Raw genomic sequence first — 16,318 nt, 5'->3', positions numbered from 1 at the left:
GCTCTGGCGCTCCGCCCCGACCGGCTCGGCCTGATCGCCCTGCTGGGCGGCGTGGCGGGTTTCGACGTCGCGGTGACTCGCGCCGAGGCCCTGCCCGCGACACCGTTCGTCGACGATGTTCTGACGTCGGCGTTCGAGCTCCATCCGCTGCTGGGGCTGACAGTGCTGGGCGCGACGGGCCTGCTCCTGACCCCAGGCCTGCTGGGCGGCCTACGCGATGGCCGAGCGCTGGCCGCCTATGGGGCGTTCGGCGCCGTCTGGGGCTCGACCTTGGCCGCCGCCGCCGTCGGTCCCTACCCCACCCCCGTCATCGGCTACGGCGGCAGCGCGATCATCGGCTATCTGCTGAGCCTGGCCATGCTGCCGCCCAAGGTCCCCTGGCCCGCGAGCGCGGACATCACCGCCCCCGTCGACGAGCCGACGCCGACCAATCTCCACCCGCGCCTGTCGGCCCCTTAAGACCCCCAAAGCCAGGGTCCCCGCCGCGCACGCTTCAACCGCGAAATCCGCGCGGATCGCGGCCCCGCGTCTTCCTTCCCCCTGAAAGGACTAACTCGTGAAAGCACCTCGCCTCGAAAAGCGGGCTCGCTACCTGCTGTCCGCGCTCGCGGTCGTCGCCCTGCTCTGGTTCGGCTGGACCGAACTGACCCGCACGCGCGGCGAACAGAAGGTCGTCTTCCAGCCGGCCGCCAAGACCTGCGGCGTCGACGGGCCGCTGCGCTATTGCGTCTACCGGGCGGTCGGCGGCGTGAACGGCGACATCGTCTATCACTTGCACGGGCGCGGCCTGAACGAAGGCGTCTGGAACGACGACACCTATTTCACCGCCATGCTCCAGGCGCGCTGGCAGGCCCAGGGCGCGACGGCGCCGACGGTCGTCACCCTGTCCTACGGCCCCACCTGGCTGCTGACCCCGAAGGGCGGCAAGGCCGACAGCGGCCTGCTGGACGACGTGATGCGCCGGTTGCCCGCCATCGAAGCCCGGATCGGCCAGCCCCGGCGACGGATGCTGCTGGGCGAGTCGATGGGTGGGCTGAACGTACTCGTGGCCGGCCTTTCGCACCCTTCCGAGTTCGCCAAGGTCGCGGCCCTGTGTCCGGGCGTCTATGTCGACTCGCCGTTCTCCAGCCTGTCGACCCTGGCCGCCGCCCTGCGCCGCACCGGCGCGAACCCGAAGATCGCGTTCGGCGTGCGAACCCTCGCGCGAACCTATGTCGCCGACGAGGCCGAATGGCGTCGCGTGTCCCCGCTGGCGCTGATCGACAAAGCCACGCCGCGCTATCCCAAGCTCTACCTGTCCTGCGGCCTCTACGACGCCTACGGCAATTTCGAGGGAACCGAGCGACTGGCCCGCGCGGCCCACGAGCACGGCGTCGAGACCGAATGGACGCCCCTGTATGGCGGGCATTGCGCGACGGACGTCAACTCGGTCGCGGACTTCCTGCAGAGGTGAGTCTGGTTTCGATGGGCCATCGAAACCAGACAAATAGGCATAACCTTCAGAGGTTTAGAACATCGGAATGGGCCTAGAGCGTGATAGCCGAAAGTGTGAACGGTTTCGGCGGTTATCACGCTTTAAATGTTTGATTTATAGCGTTATTTTTCCACTCGAATGATTCCGTTCGAGCGGATAAGGCTCTAGGCCGCCTCCGAAGACGCGATCTCATGATCCTCGGATAGCTTGAAGACCGAGACCTTGCTCATGAGACGGCTGGCCTCGGCGCGAATGGAGTGGCTCGCCGCGGTGCTCTCTTCGACCATCGCGGCGTTCTGCTGCGTGAACCGATCCATCTGATTGACCGCGATATTCACCTCGTCCAACCCACTGGTCTGTTCAACGGCCGACCGGGCGATCTCGGACACCAAGCGAGAGACCTCGCGGACCTGATCGACGACCTTGCCCAGGGCCGCGCCGGTTTCATTGACCAGATCGGCGCCCAGCGAGACTTGCTGGCTCGAGCTGGAAATCAGACCCTTGATTTCCCGAGCCGCGCCCGCCGACCGCTGGGCCAGCGCGCGCACTTCCTGGGCGACCACGGCGAAGCCCCGTCCGGACTCCCCGGCGCGCGCCGCCTCGACGCCGGCGTTCAGCGCGAGAAGGTTCGTCTGGAACGCGATCTCGTCGATCGTGGCGATGATCAGTTCCATCTGGCGCGCCGAGGCTTCGATGCGCCCCATGGCGTTCACGGCTTCGATCATGGTTTGCCCGCTGCGCTCGACATCGCCATGAGCGATGTCCACCGCCGTCTTGGCTTGACCCGCGCCCGCCGACGTGGCGCGAACGGTGTTGGTGATCTCGTTCAGCGCCGCCGCGGTCTGTTCCAGGCTGGCGGCCTGCTGCTCGGTGCGATGGGCCAGCTGATCCGCCGCGCTGCTGATGTCGCGTGCGCCTTCGCTGAGGCTTCCGACGCCGCCCGATATCTCGGCGATCAGATTACGCAGGCTCTCCAAGGTGGTGTTGTAGTCGCTGCGCAGCTTTTCATATTCCGCCGGAAAGACGGCCTTGATCGGCATCGACAGGTCGCCTCGCGCCAAGCGCTCGAGGGCCGCCGAGAGACCTTCCACGACGAGGCGCTGTTCAGCCGCGACCGCCTGGCGGCGCGCCTCTTGCTGGCGACGCAGATCCTCGGCCTCCTGGCGCTGCACGATGGCGTCGCGCGCCGTGTCGGCTTGGGTCTTGGCGGAGCGCTGGAGCGCCAGCAGGGCGCGATTCACCGCTTCGGCGGCGCCGGCCGAACCCAGGTCGTCCCCATGCTGAGCCGCGAATTCGGCCTTTCGAACCCCGACATAGAGAATGCCGACCACTTTCCCGTCGCTCAGAATGGGCTCGTAGATCGTGTAATAGGCCTCGCCCAGGATTTCCGCTTCGCCGCGAAACACCTTGCCTTGCTTCAGCACGGTCTCGATGACCTTCTCGGCCGTGAGGCGCGTGCCCACCGCGCGAGACCCGTCTGGCTTCAGGACGTTCGTGGCGATCCGAAGATCGCCCAGGAAAACGGTCGCCGTGCCGCCGGCGCTCTGCCGAACGGAATCGACGATCTCGACGTCGTCATTGATCCGGCGCTGACCATAGTACAGGACGCCATTGACCACCCGGGCTTCACCGCACTCGCGCAGGGCGGTCTGAAGAATCTGCAGGTTCTTATCCAGGCTATGCTGCGCCAAGGTCAGCATTTCGGCTTCGGTCGCTTTTTCAGCGGTCTCGATCAGGGTCGCCGCGATCTTGTCCAAGGACGCGTTGCCGCCCACGACACCCGTCGAGAACCGTCGCGCGACGACCAGCAGCGCGGCCGTGGCGATCGCCGCCGCGGCCAGGCCATAGGGTTCGCCGAACCCGAGTTTCCGGGCGGCTAGGGGGACCAGAACACACACGCCGACGCCGAGCGCCATGACGGCCCCGGACACAACTCCCGAAAAGGAAGAGCCCTTGTCCTTTCGGCCGACCGTTTTCGACATGTGTCCCCCCACAGAGCTTTTCACCCCGAGCCTTCGCTCAAAGAGATCCAACCACGATTTGAAGGCTCAGTTTGATGTATAGTGGTTAATAGAGCAGTTAAGAGGATAGTGTCAGATTGCCACACCGGGAAATTCGAGCCCACTTTGAGTAATATGGACCGGCCAGGCATCCAGGATTGCAAGATAGACTCACACCAACCGGTACGACCAAAAATCCGAAAATCTGTTTATTTTTACAGACCTATAGAGACTTCCGGATACGGACTGGCGCCGACTTATAGGCCGGTGTTCCACTGAATTGATCTCGGTCCTCCAGGACGATGACCCGATTGACCTCGGGATAGTAAGCGGCAATGGATCCCGCCGGGATATCTTTCGAAACCACTGTAAATCCAGAAACGCAGCGCTCAACGCCATCCTCCGGCGTGAACGCAGAAACTATATCAACCTTGTCACCCTGCTTTAGCCCCAACGCATTCTGGTCTTCGGGAGACATGAAGACGACATCTCGACGCGAAAAGACGCCGCGATATCGATCACTATTTCCATATATCGTCGTATTATATTGATCGTGACTGCGGATAGAGCTCAGGAGAAGCACAGACGGGTCGCCGCGCCGGGGGTCCTCGCCGTCGGCCTTGAAGGCGGCGAAGTGCGCCTTGCCCGACGCGGTCTTCCAGTTCCGCTCGGCGTGCGGCAGAGGCAGACGGAAGCCGCCCGGCTGGAGAACCCTGGCGTTATAGTTAGCGAAGTCGACCGGGAAGACCGCCTCGATCAAGTCCCGGATCCGGCTGTAGTCGGCGACGCACCACTCCCAATCGACCGGATGATCACCCAGGGCGGCCTTGGCGATGCCGGCGACGATGGCCGGCTCCGACATGAGATGCTCCGACGCCGGCGTGTTCGTGCCGCGGGAGGCGTGCACCATCGCCATGGAATCCTCGACCGTGACGGCTTGAACGCCCGTGGCCTGGACGTCCGACTCGGTGCGCCCCAGGCAGGGCAGCAGAAAGCTCTCGCGGCCGAAAAGCAGGTGGCTTCTGTTGAGCTTGGTGGCGATGTTGACGGTCAGATCAAGCTTCTGAAGCGCCGCGTGCGTGACTTCCGGATCCGGGGCGGCGGCGGCCAGATTGCCCCCCAGGCTGATCAGCGCCTTGACGGCGCCGCTCCGGGCGGCCGCGATCATCTCGACCACCGTATGGCCATGAGCGCGCGGCGATTTTAGCCCAAAGACGCGATCCATCGACGCCAGCAGCGCTTCCGACGGCTTCTCGGCCACGCCGACCGTTCTGGCGCCTTGGACGTTGGAATGGCCGCGCACGGGACAAATGCCGGCCCCGGCGCGCCCGATGTTGCCGCGCATCAGCAGAAGATTCGCGATCTGCTGGATCACGCTGGAACTGCTGCGATGCTGCGTGATCCCCATGCCGTAGCAGACGATCACCGATTTCGCCCGCCGATAGATCAGCGCGGCCTCTTCAAGCCTGGCTCGCGTCAGGGCCGAGACGGCTTCGATCTCCGACCATTCCAGGGCTTCCAGGTGCGCCCTCAAGGCGTCGAAGCCAAGCGTGTGCTCGGCTATGAAATCGCGATCCAGGAAGCCCGGGCCGCCGCCGGCGATATCCGCCCGATCGGCTTCCAGCAGCGCCTTCATGATCCCCTGAAGGGCCGCGCCGTCGCCCCCAACGCCAACCTGGTAGTAGTGGGAGGCGATGGGCGTCGATCCGCCCGTCGTCATCTCCACCACGCTCTGCGGCGAGGTGAACCGCTCCAGCGCCCGCTCCTTGAAGGGATTGAACACGACGATCTTGCAGCCGCGCCGCGCCGCCTCCCGCAGGGTGCTCATCATCCGCGGGTGGTTGGTGCCGGGATTATGCCCGAAACTGAAAATGGCGTCGCAAGTCTGGAAATCGTCGAGACTGACCGAGCCCTTGCCCATGCCGATCACCGGCGGCAAGGCGACGCTCGTCGGCTCGTGGCACATGTTCGAGCAGTCGGGGAAATTGTTGGTCCCAAAGGCCCGCCCCATCAGCTGGAACAGGAAGGCCGCCTCGTTGGACGCGCGGCCCGACGCATAGAACTCGGCCTTGTTGGGATCATCGAGCGCGCGCAAATTCTCGCCGATGCGCGCGAACGCGGTCGCCCAGTCGATCGGCACATATTTGTCGGTCGCGGCGTCGTAGACCATCGGGTGGGTCAGCCGGCCGAAATCCTCCAGCGCGTGATCGCTCCACGTCCGCAGCTCGGAAACGGTGTGCTGGGCGAAGAAGTCCGGCGTCACGCGCTTGGGCGTCGACTCCCAGGCGACGGCCTTGGCCCCGTTCTCGCAGAACTCGAAGGACGACGTGTGCTTTGGATCGGGCCAAGCGCACCCTGGACAGTCGAAGCCCTCGGGCTGGTTGGCGCGGAGGAGGGTTTTCGCCCCGGCCAGGACCACCTCCTGCCGATTGAGGACGCTGGCGACGCTGGCCAGCGCGCCCCAGCCGCCCGCGGCCTTGTCGTACTCCCCGACCCCTTCCACGGAAGACGTTTGCGATTTCGCGGCCTTTTGCTCTTCGGTCATCGTTCAGCCCGCTGCTCTTCTTCTAGGATCGATGGGTGTTCGAGTATGCCTGGAGGCCAGGACGGGGGACTCGCGACAATCCGTCGCGGATGGGAGAAGACCTCGAAGCCGTCCTCGCGCACGACGGCGGCCAGGGTTATGCCGGCCGCCTCGGCCATGCGAACGGCCAAGGCCGTAGGCGCGGAAACGGCCGCGATGAAATTGGCGCCCATGGCGGCGGCCTTCTGGACCATCTCCACCGAGACCCGACTGGTCAGCAGGACAACCCCCTCGGCCGTCTCCCCAGCGCGCGCCAAGGCCCCCGCGAGCTTGTCCAAGGCGTTATGGCGCCCGACATCCTCACGCACGGCGACCAGGCCGCCGGCGGGTCGCCACAGGGCTGCGGCGTGAGCGGCCCGGGTCGCCGCGCCCAGCGCCTGAGCCCGCGCGAGCCCCGTCATGGCGGCGATGAGGTCGTCGGCGGTGACGGAAAGATCGCCCGTCGGCGCGAGCCTCGGCGGCCGCATGGCCTCCTCGAGGCTTTCAATTCCGCATAAACCGCAGCCCGTCGGGCCGGCCAGCCGACGTCGGCGCGCCGTCAGAAGGCTCTGAAGTTCAGGGGGGAGCCATAGGCGAGCCTCAAGGCCGAAAGCGCTCTCGACCACCTCGAGCCGCTCCACATCGGCCGGCGACGAGATCACGCCTTCGGTCAGGCTAAAGCCGATCGCGAAATCCTCGACATCGTCCGGGGTCGCCATCATCACGGCGTAGGTCGAGGCGTTGTGAACGATCGCGATCGCGGTTTCCTCGGCCAGGCGACGCGGAGCGCGCGCCGTCTCGCCAGCTCTCACGCGCAGCGGCTCCGAGTCGACGGTCGCCGAGAACCGCCGGGGCGGCTCAGCGGCCGCCATGGTCGTCGCCCTAGCCCGCCGCGACACCCCAAGGCCCCTTCCCGACCGCGATATGGCCCAGCACCTTGAAGGTGACGGGGTCCACCAGCGTTATGTCATTCGAGGATCCATTGGCGGTGACCGCCAGCTTCCGGTCGGGCGAAACCGCCAAGCCCCAGGGCCGAGGCCCCACGGCGGCGGACGCCACGACAGACTCTCCGGAAGCGTCCAGGTCGACCCGAACCAGCCGACCGCCGCGCCCGGTGGTGACCAGAATGCTGTGATCGTCCCACTTGACCACGCCCATCGGCCGATCGGACTTGGGCAAGGCGATCGTCCGAAGGCGCTTGGCCGCCGCGAGATCCACCACGCTCAAGGAGGCGTCGTTTTCGCCGGGCACGACCGCCTTTGTATCGTTCACGAAGACCGCGTTGCGCGGCCGCGCGCCGACCTCGACCCGCGCCACGGCCGCCAAGGGCTGCCCGCGAAGGATCGAGACCGTATGCTCCTCCTCGGACGTCGCCAAGATCGTGTCGCCCTTGGGCGAGACCGAGAGGCCTTCGGGTTCGCCGCCCACGGCGATCTCGGACAGGATCTCGCCGCCGCGCGAAATCACCAGCAGCTTGCCGGAATCCTCGCTCGCGACATACAGGCGTTCGCCGTCCGGGCTGATCGCGATCTGCTCGGGATCGGAGACGCCGCGCAGGGTCTTGACGACCTGACGACTGGCCAGATTGATGACCACGATCCCATCGGCCGCCTTGTCGGGGGGCGGCAAGGCGGACTCGTCGACGCCAGGCCCACCGATCGGCGAGCCGCTCACCGCGACATAGAGGAAGCGCTTGTCGGGGCTTATGACCAAACCGCGCGGGCGCTTGCCGATGGCCATCCGGCCGACTTCGCGCCGGGTCTCGGGATCGATGATGCTGACGTCGCCCGAACGCTCGTTGGTGACATAGATCAGATAGGCGGGCGCCGCTGGCGACGACGGCTTCGGGCCGCAGCTGTAGGCCGACAGCAAAGCCAGAGCGCTGATCAAGATCTTACGCATTTCCAAGCCCCTCCCCATAACGCCGCCCCGTTTTCAGGGCTTGGGCGTGGATTTCAAAGCACTGATCAAGGCGCCAAGGCGAGCCTCGAGGACGGCGGGTTGCCGACAAATGACCGGCAGCATCTTCTGCCGATCCTCGAAGATTCGCGTATCCCATTCGGCCTGCTCCTCGAGCGCCGCCTTGCTGGCCTCGACCGGCGCGCCCTTCGGCGCTTCCAGCTGGGCGTAGCTGCTTTCGATGCGCGTCGCCAGCAGGGCCTGCCGAGCGTTGAAACGCTTTATGCCCACGATGATCGAATGCCGTTCGGCGTCGATCGTCTCCACCAAGCCCGCGGCGACAAGCCCGCGAAACGCCGCCGGACGCGTCGCGAGGGCGGAGAGCCGCGCGACGGCCTCGTCCTGCGCGACCCGTCGCGGCGCGACGTCCGAGACCAGCGACGCGACCTCGGCGTTCGATCGCCAGGCCCCCGACGCGACCGGCGGCTTCCAGTAATCGGACAGCTCAAGCTTGGCCTTCGGCTCGACGTCACAGGGCCATCCCGCATCGGTCGAGGCGGAAGACTGGGCCCAAGCGGGCCCCGCCATCAACAAGAGCCCGGCGGCGACGAAACCGATAAGCCTCATTTCACGGCGTCCGGCTTCTTGAGATAGGCGATGATATTGGCGCGATCGACCGCGTTGGGCAGGCCGGGGAAGATCATCTTGGTGCCCGGGACGACATCTTGCGGCTTGGTCAGATATTTATCGAGAACGGCGGGCGTCCACGTGACGCCGCTGCCGGCCATCGCGGTGGAGTAGTTGTAGCCGGCGAGCGTTCCCGCCTTGCGCCCGACCACGCCCGCCAGGCTTGGCCCGATCTTGTTCTTGCCGACCTCGACGGTGTGGCAGATGCCGCAGCGGGCGAACGTCGCCTTGCCCTGGACCGGATCCCCGGCCGCTTGAGCCGCCGCGGTTTCCGCGCCCAGAAGACCTGACGCCAGGCCCGCCAACGCGATAACGCCCAGCTTGCGCGCCGACGCGAGGCCAAAGATCGCGGTCGTGAATTTCATGGTCTCACTTCGCTCCAGGATTGAGAATGGGCGGGATGCCCGAGATTTCAAAAGCATCGGAAGTCGGCCTCGACCTGCGCCGCGCGCAGACGATCGACCACGTCCTTCAGCGCGGGCGTTTCTCGAAAAAGGCTCGCGGCCTGGCCCGTGGCCTGGCGCATGCGCAGGATCGTCTCGGCCTGTTCGTAGGTCTCGAACGGCACGACCGCCGCGATCGTGTCGATGCTGCAGGCGCAGCGCCGCAGCATGTCCTGCGTCTGCCCATTGGCGGCCATGCAGCCCAGGACGTAGTCGGCCGACACCTCGGTCGGATAGCCATTGCCTTGAAGAGGCTTGGAGACGGGCGCCGCGACGGCGATGGCGGCGATCATGAGGGGCCAGATCATGGCTTGGTCTCCGGGATCGGCAGCAGCGGAAAGTTGTAGCTGGTCAGGATCTGGGCGATGGGCTCGCGGTTCGCGCGGATGAACTGCTCCACGCGACGCTTCCATTTCGGCTCGCCGAAGCGCACGGACATCCCGATGTCAAAGACGAGGGGCGGCTGTCCAGGACGCGCCGCCAGCCGTGTCACGCGGAATTGCCCGGGGCGCAGACCCGCGAAATACCCCCCGATCGGACCCCAGATCACGACGGCGTCGATCTTCTTGTCGGCCAGATCCTTGATCATGCGCTCGCCGACCGAATCCAGGCGCTCATCGACGACGAGGTCGTAGACGCGAGCGGTATCCATCAGCCCCGCCGCCAGGACGAGGTCGGCGCCCGGCGTCAGGGACTGCACGCCGACGCGCTTGCCGCGCAGGGCCGCGTCGCTCAGGTCGGACGCCGAAATGTTATCGGACGACCGCGTCACCACCACATAGCTCGAACGATAGTAGGGAATGGTCGACTGGGCGGTCTCGAGGCCGACGGCGGCGCCCATGACGATGTCGCAGCGCCGCGCGTTCAGGGTCCGGCGATAGAAGCCGATCCCGCTGGGGAACCAAGTATACTGGACCTCGACGCCAAGGTCCTTGGCGAACAGCGCCGCGATCTTGTTCTCCACGCCGTCGCCGTCTTCGCTGGCGAACGGCTTGGATCCCGGGCTGGCGCAGACGCGCAAGGCCGTGCGATCGAGCGCCTCGACCCGATCCGCCGCCGAGACCAACGACGGCGTCGTCAGCATCAGCAGCAGCCCGAGCGCCGCGAAGCGAGAGACCTTGGGCACGGCTACAGGCCCAAGCAGGCGTTTTCCGCCGCGGCGACATCCGCCGGCTTCTTGGGTTGCGGCGAAGGCCGACCCCGACCGAGCTTGTCGTCGGAGCGGGCCTTCAGATAGGTGTAAATGTCTTCGGCGAAACACATCACGTTCGGGTCGGCGCCGAACGCGGGCATCGCGAGATTTCCGTTCTGACGACCGTTGACCAGAACCTCCATGAAGGCGTCGTGGTCGAGCGTCTTGAGGGATTTCGTCAGGTTCGGCGCGAAGGTGCCGCCGAGGCCGTCGAAGCCGTGACACACCGAACAGTTGCCGTGATACCGCTTGTAACCGCTGAACTCCGGCCATGACGCCGTGGGCGCGCTCTGCGCCGCCGCGTCGCCCGTCGCCGCGGCCTGCGGCGCGCGCGCGAAACTTGGATTGGCTCCCGACAAGAAAATCAGCGCCGTCGCCGCGCTAGCCGTCAACTTCAGAAAAGGCTTCATGACGCTCCCCAACTTCACAAGAACCAAGCAAACGGCGACCTCTCAAGGATCGCGAAGACCCCGCGCGTCGCCAGCCGCGACACGCGGGGCAAGGGTCGAGACCTAGGGCAGTTCGAACACCGTCAAGGCGCCGCCCAGGTTGGTGTATTGGGACAAGCTGCGGTAAGCGCCGACCGCGCCCAGACCTTCCTGGTCGCCCGACAGGCCCGCGGCCATGCCGATCGCCGCCCAGCCGCCGACGCCCGAAAGCACCGCCACGTACTGCTTGCCGTTATAGGTATAGGTGTTGATGTTGCCGATGATGCCCGACGGCGTCTTGAACTTGTAAAGTTCCTTGCCGGTCTTGGCGTCGACCGCCTTCAGATAGCCTTCCATGGTGCCGTAGAAGACGATGTCGCCGGCCGTGGCCAGGGCGCCGCTCCAGACCGAGAAGGGTTCCTTGGCCTCCCAGACGACCTTGTTGCTTTCGGCGTCGAAGGCCGCGAAACGACCGAGGTTCGTCTCGCCCTTCGGCGGGAACATGGTCAGGTTGGCGCCCACATAGGGCGACCCCGCCACGTAGGCGACCTTGGTCGGCTCGTAGTTCATGCAGACATGGTTGCCGGGGATGTAGAACAGGCCGGTCTTCGGGCTATAGGCGGCCGGTTGTTGGTCCTTCGAGCCAAGCGCGGCGGGGCACACGCCCTCGGTGACCACATCTTCGCCATTCCCCTCGGTCGAGTACTTGGCGACGCGTTGCGGCAGGCCGGTCTTGATGTCGATGGACGAGGCCCAATTGACGGCGGGATCGAACTTCTCGCCGCTGATCAGCTCGCCGGTCACGCGATCGAGCGTGTAGGCGAAACCATTGCGGTCGAAGTGGACCAGGAGGTTGCGCGTCTTGCCCTTGATGGGCTTGTCGACCAGGATCATTTCGTTGACGCCGTCGTAGTCCCACTCGTCGTGGGGCGTCATTTGATAGATCCACTTGGCCTTGCCGGTGTTGGCGTCGCGCGCGAAGATCGACATCGACCAGCGGTTGTCGCCGGGGCGTTGCACCGGGTTCCAGGCGCCAGGGTTGCCCGAACCGTAGTAGATCAGGTTGGTCTTGGGGTCATAGCTGGTCCAGCCCCAGGTCGTGCCGCCGCCGAGCTTCCACTGGTCGCCCTTCCAGCCGGCCATGCCGGAGTCCTTGCCGACCGGCTTGCCCATCGACGTGGTCTTGACCGGATCGATCAGGGTGTCGGCGTCGGGGCCCGACGAATAGGCGCGCCAGATCAGCTTGCCGGTCTTGAGGTCGTAGGCCGTCATGTGGCCGCGGACGCCGAACTCGCCGCCGCTGTTGCCGATCAGAACCTTGTCGCCCACGACGAAAGGCGCGGCGGTGCCGGTCTCGCCCTTGTTGGGATCGCCGTTCTTCACCGACCAGACGACAGCGCCGGTCTTGGCGTCGAGCGCCACCAGGGTCGTGTCGGCTTGATGAAGGAAGATCTTGCCATCGGCGTAGGCGACGCCGCGGTTGACGGTGTCGCAGCACATCACCGCGATCGTCTTGTTGTCCTGCTTGGGCTCGTAACTCCAGGCGATGGCGCCGTTACGAGAGAGGTCGAGCGCGAAGACCTTGTTCGGGAACGGCGAGTGTACGTACATCATATTGCCGATGACCAGCGGGCCGCCCTCGTGCCCGCGCAGCACGCCCGTGGAGAAGCTCCAGGCGACGCGCAGGTCCTTGACGTTGTCCTTGTTGATTTGAGCCAGCTCGCTGTAGCGCGTGCCTGAATAGTTCCCCAGCGGCATCACCCACTGGTTGGCGTCTTTTTGCAGCGCCTGAAGCTCATCATTCGCGAACGCGGCGGATGCAGTGGCGGCTGAAAACGCCAGGGCCAAGGCCAGACGTGAAAAGGTTCCGTTTCTCATGAGCGTTTCCCTAGATCGGTTTTTTCTGATCTACGCCAGTACAGTTTTACTTCACCTCAGTCGTAACGCCGTGGCCCGCAACCACAATACCCCCCTTCGGTGGCATTTTGCCGCAGACAAGAATAAAGCCGGAAAAGTCTAAATTTCCAAAAGAGTAAAGGAGACCCTAAAGCTAGCTTCGCGCACCATGGATTGCACGAATCAAGCACTCACAACTATGAATTTATATTGATGTAGAATCTATTTTCTAGAAATAATGCATAAGGTAAATACAATGTGAAACAAAATTCAAAAATTTGGATCATCTAAAAATTACAAAATTAATATAAAGTTCAAATCGAAATAGTGGTATGCTTTATATTTTCAATCTTTAGTGAATTCTAGCCCCGCGCCTCTCCCTAATATGAGTATCCGATTCCCAGTCGCACGGTTCGCGGCGCGTCGAGGCCAGCTATGCCATCCACCGTGCGCGAAACCTCGACATTCTTATCCAACAAATTATCGGCCGCTAGATAGATCCGCGCATGAGGCGTGGGCCGCCATTCCAGGCGGGCGTCGATCTTGGCGGCCGGCGACAGGATCCTGCTATTGAGATCGTCCTCGAACCGTTTGCCTTCGTAGGTGACGTCCATGTCCAAGGAGAGCTTGGCGGCGAGCGGCGCGGTAAGGCCCGCCGTGGCGCTCCAGATCGGCGCCTGCGCCGGACGCTTTCCTTCCAGCTGAGGCGCCAGGCCAGCGCCCACGACCCGGGCGTCGGTGACCGCGAAAGCCGCCCTCAAGACAACGCCGGCCACTTCGCGCCGAGCTTGCCCCTCCACCCCGACAGCCTCGATGGCCGATATGTTGAGGCGCTGGCGCAGGACCCCACCGGCGGGAATGAAGCCCGCGCGGGGGAAGGTCCCCGGTCCAACGCCGATCGTGACATTGGCGATCGCATCCTCGATGCGGTTCCAAAACACCGTCACCTCGCCTCGGCCCGTCGCGCCGTCGCGCCCAAAGCCGAGTTCAAGGCCCTTCAGCGCCTCGGGCTTCAGGCTTGGATTGGACTCGGTCACATCGTTGCCGACCCGAAAGGGCCGGTGGAGTTCGTTGAGGGTCGGAGGCCGAAATCCGCTGTAGGCGGCGGCCCGCAAGGTCGCGCCGCCCTCCAGCGTCTTGCGCGCGCCCAGACGGAAACTCATCAAGTCGCCTTGCCGATCGGCGGGCGTCTCGTTGAGGAGAAGCGCGCCGGTGATCAGCGACCGCTCGACGCGGTAGCCGCCTCGGCTCTCCCAGTGATCGGCGCGCAGCCCGCCGGCCACGAGCCATGTTCCCGCCTGCCAGGCGCCGTCGACATAGACCCCGGCCACGGAGGTCTCGCCGCCCGCCGTGCGCTGACTGTTGTAAGCGCCATTCAGATAGCGAAACCGCTCGCGCTCCTCGCCCTTGTTGCGTCGCGCGTCAGCCCCGACTTCCCATTGCAGAGCGCCGGACTGAAGTCGGATAGCCAGATTGGCGCCCTCGCCGACGGCCGGCGTCCTGTCCTGGCTGTTAGCGGGCGTCGTCGAGGCGCGATTGGCGGCCACCGCCACCGAGCTGTTGAAAAGATCGCTGCTCTGACGCCAGACCTGCAGCCGCCAGCCCGGACGACGGCCTCGCGGAGCCTGGACCAGGGTGGCGCTTAGAATATCGCCCGAAGCGTTGGCGTTGGCCCCAGCCAAACCCGCGCCGCGCTTGTCGTCGAACGTGCTGGCGCGGACCGACAGGGTTCCCAGCCCGGTGGGCGCGTCGACGCGCACGGAAGCGCTTCTTGTCGTCAGGGAGGTCTTGGTGTCGGCCGCGCCCCGAGCGGGGCCTCGCACCGGCGTGTACCCATCGGAGTCCTGAAAAGACAGCGCGCCATACACCTGAGCCTGACCCAGCTTGACCACGCCGTCGCCAGAAGCATCGACCTCGCCGCGTTGCGCCCGCGCCAGTTCGAACGCTCCGCCGGCGTCGCGTTCGCGGAGGCTGATGACGCCCGTGAGCGCCCCCGCGCCATAGGGCCCCGCGCCCGCGCCCCGGACGATATCGGCGCCCGAAACGGCGGACGGGGCCAGCTGCGACCAGATCACCCAGCCGCCGAACGGATCGTTTAGAGGAACGCCGTCCAGCAAGACCAGCGCGCGACCGGCGCCAGACGGCGCGATGCCACGCAGGCTGACGCCCTGAGTCGTGGGATTGGCCGAGAGACTGGAGGTGCGCCGGAACAGCGACACGCCGGGCGTGGCGGTGATCGCTTCGTCAACGCGGGACGCCCTGGCCAGATCTTCGCCATCAACCCGCGCGATCGAGAACGCGGCGTCCGCGAGCGGCGCCGGTAAACGCGCGGCTGTCACGACCACCGCGTCGACGGGCGGCGGGATGTCCAGAGGCATCGGGTACTCCACATAACGACGCTATTTGGTAGTTCGATTTCAGACCGCTCTCAAAGCGTGAGAATGTCGCACCCTGGCGGCGCGGAGGTGTGCGTGAAGAGGGCGTCAGCCGCCCGTCACGGACATGTGCCGCGCGAGGGCGGGCTTTCGGTCGGCGATCTGGAACGCGTGACCCAGAGCCTTGGCGCCGATGGCCTCGAGGATCGCCTCGCGCAGCGCCCGATCGCCCTCGCTCGTTCGCAGCACCGCCCTGAGGTCGCTTGCGTCTTCCCGGCCCAGGCACGTGTGCAGGACGCCCGTGCACGTTAGGCGCACGCGGTTGCAGTCCCCGCAGAAATTGTGGCTGAGCGGCGTGATCAGACCCAGTCGGCCGCCGGTTTCCTCGACCCGAACATAGCGCGCGGGACCGCCCGTGGCGTAATCCAGATCCGTCAGGGTCCAGAAGGACGCGAGATTGTCTCGCACATCTCCCAAGGACAGATGCTGATCCACGCGGCTGACGTCCACCTCGCCCAGCGGCATGGCCTCGATCAGCGTGATGTCCGCGCCCAGGCCATGGGCCCACTGGATCAGACGCGGCAGCTCCTCGGCGTTGTCGCGCTTGAGCGCCACGGTGTTGATCTTGACCCGCAGACCACAGGCCAAGGCCGCGTCGACGCCCGCCAGCACCTTGGAAAGGTCGCCGCCGCGCGTCAGTCGCCGAAAGAGGTCTGGCCTTAGCGTATCCAGGGACACGTTGATCCTCTTGACGCCGAAACGGGCCAGGTCTGACGCGAAACGGGCCAGTTGGGTGCCGTTCGTCGTCAAGGTCAGTTCGTCCAGATCGCCGCTGGACAGATGTCGCGAGAGGCGCTCGACCAGGTCCATGGCGCCGCGCCTCACCAGCGGCTCGCCGCCCGTGAGCCGCAGCTTGCGCACGCCCAGATCGATGAAGGTCGAGGCGACCCGATCCAGCTCCTCGATGTCCAGAACCTCCGACCTCGGCAGGAAGGTCATGTGCTCGGCCATGCAGTAGGTGCAGCGCAGGTCGCAGCGGTCCGTGATCGAGACGCGCAGATAGGTCACCGCCCGACCAAGGCCATCGATCAGTCTTGGCGTTCGGGAAGACCGCCCCGACAAACGCGTTACGCCGAAGGGGGAGTCTTCAGGCGATAGCCGGACATCTTGATTTCGCATCCCCACCCTATTGCCGTTCTGGTCCGCGTCTTGGCCGTCGAACCGCTCCGCCGCGCAAGGCCCGCCGCCCCTAGGCCTTCAAGCCCTTGCCCGCGTGCCAGGCCACGTGGTCGCCGATGAAGGTGGTCATGAAGAAGTAGCTGTGGTCGTAGCCTTCCTGACGCCGGACCGTGACCTTGCGG

14 protein-coding genes and 1 pseudogene are annotated in these 16,318 nt (G+C 65.4%); 2 read left to right on the top strand and 13 right to left on the bottom strand.

What is annotated here, in order from left to right:
* The coding region (locus FCU40_RS19525; protein ID WP_206677356.1) for a hypothetical protein at nt 1-459 on the top strand (459 nt) is incomplete at its 5' end.
* A gap of 97 nt (nt 460-556) precedes the next feature.
* Nucleotides 557-1,453: an alpha/beta hydrolase-fold protein gene (locus FCU40_RS19520; RefSeq protein WP_168077230.1), complete on the top strand. Its 897-nt coding sequence runs from the start codon at nt 557-559 to the stop codon at nt 1,451-1,453.
* Nucleotides 1,454-1,638: 185 nt separating this feature from the next.
* On the opposite strand, the gene FCU40_RS19515 is transcribed toward FCU40_RS19520, so the two are convergent.
* The 13 genes and pseudogenes from FCU40_RS19515 to FCU40_RS19455 all read right to left on the bottom strand — a co-directional run.
* A complete protein-coding gene (locus FCU40_RS19515; RefSeq protein WP_168077228.1) occupies nt 1,639-3,390 on the bottom strand; it encodes a methyl-accepting chemotaxis protein in 1,752 nt (583 codons plus the stop codon).
* Between the two features lie 307 nt (nt 3,391-3,697).
* The gene (locus tag FCU40_RS19510) at nt 3,698-6,019 is read right to left on the bottom strand and encodes an FdhF/YdeP family oxidoreductase (protein ID WP_241693655.1); all 2,322 of its coding nucleotides are present in this window, start codon (nt 6,017-6,019) and stop codon (nt 3,698-3,700) included.
* A complete protein-coding gene (fdhD, locus tag FCU40_RS19505; RefSeq protein ID WP_206677355.1) occupies nt 6,016-6,909 on the bottom strand; it encodes a formate dehydrogenase accessory sulfurtransferase FdhD in 894 nt (297 codons plus the stop codon). The genes FCU40_RS19510 and fdhD overlap by 4 nt, the downstream gene beginning before the upstream one ends.
* 10 nt (nt 6,910-6,919) lie before the next feature.
* Nucleotides 6,920-7,939, bottom strand: coding sequence for a hypothetical protein (locus tag FCU40_RS19500; RefSeq protein WP_168077226.1), 1,020 nt, complete (start codon nt 7,937-7,939; stop codon nt 6,920-6,922).
* Between the two features lie 33 nt (nt 7,940-7,972).
* Nucleotides 7,973-8,524, bottom strand: a complete 552-nt coding sequence (locus FCU40_RS19495) for a hypothetical protein (protein ID WP_168077224.1) — start codon at nt 8,522-8,524, stop codon at nt 7,973-7,975.
* A 35-nt stretch (nt 8,525-8,559) separates the two neighbouring features.
* On the bottom strand, nt 8,560-8,988 hold the full coding sequence (locus tag FCU40_RS19490; protein WP_168077222.1) for a cytochrome c family protein: 429 nt from the start codon (nt 8,986-8,988) through the stop codon (nt 8,560-8,562).
* A 47-nt stretch (nt 8,989-9,035) separates the two neighbouring features.
* Complete coding sequence (locus tag FCU40_RS19485) at nt 9,036-9,374, bottom strand: hypothetical protein (protein WP_168077220.1); 339 nt, start codon at nt 9,372-9,374, stop codon at nt 9,036-9,038.
* Entirely contained in the window at nt 9,371-10,192 is an 822-nt protein-coding gene (locus FCU40_RS19480; RefSeq protein ID WP_168077218.1) for a quinoprotein dehydrogenase-associated putative ABC transporter substrate-binding protein, read from the bottom strand. Before FCU40_RS19480 ends, FCU40_RS19485 begins: the two co-directional genes overlap by 4 nt.
* Nucleotides 10,193-10,194: 2 nt before the next feature.
* A complete protein-coding gene (locus FCU40_RS19475) occupies nt 10,195-10,668 on the bottom strand; it encodes a c-type cytochrome (protein WP_168077216.1) in 474 nt (157 codons plus the stop codon).
* Between the two features lie 102 nt (nt 10,669-10,770).
* Nucleotides 10,771-12,564, bottom strand: coding sequence for a methanol/ethanol family PQQ-dependent dehydrogenase (locus FCU40_RS19470; RefSeq protein ID WP_168077214.1), 1,794 nt, complete (start codon nt 12,562-12,564; stop codon nt 10,771-10,773).
* A 398-nt stretch (nt 12,565-12,962) separates the two neighbouring features.
* Nucleotides 12,963-14,960, bottom strand: coding sequence for a TonB-dependent receptor (locus FCU40_RS19465; protein WP_168077212.1), 1,998 nt, complete (start codon nt 14,958-14,960; stop codon nt 12,963-12,965).
* 105 nt (nt 14,961-15,065) lie between these two features.
* A complete protein-coding gene (gene moaA / locus FCU40_RS19460) occupies nt 15,066-16,136 on the bottom strand; it encodes a GTP 3',8-cyclase MoaA (protein ID WP_241693654.1) in 1,071 nt (356 codons plus the stop codon).
* 70 nt (nt 16,137-16,206) lie between these two features.
* Nucleotides 16,207-16,318 (bottom strand): annotated as a pseudogene (locus FCU40_RS19455) (S-formylglutathione hydrolase); the annotation flags it as partial.

The organism is Caulobacter sp. SSI4214 (assembly GCF_012184455.1).
Classification (GTDB): Bacteria; Pseudomonadota; Alphaproteobacteria; order Caulobacterales; family Caulobacteraceae; genus Caulobacter; species Caulobacter vibrioides_E.
The sequence above is the reverse complement of the archived record's forward strand: the minus strand, read 5'-3'. Positions and strand labels throughout refer to the sequence as shown.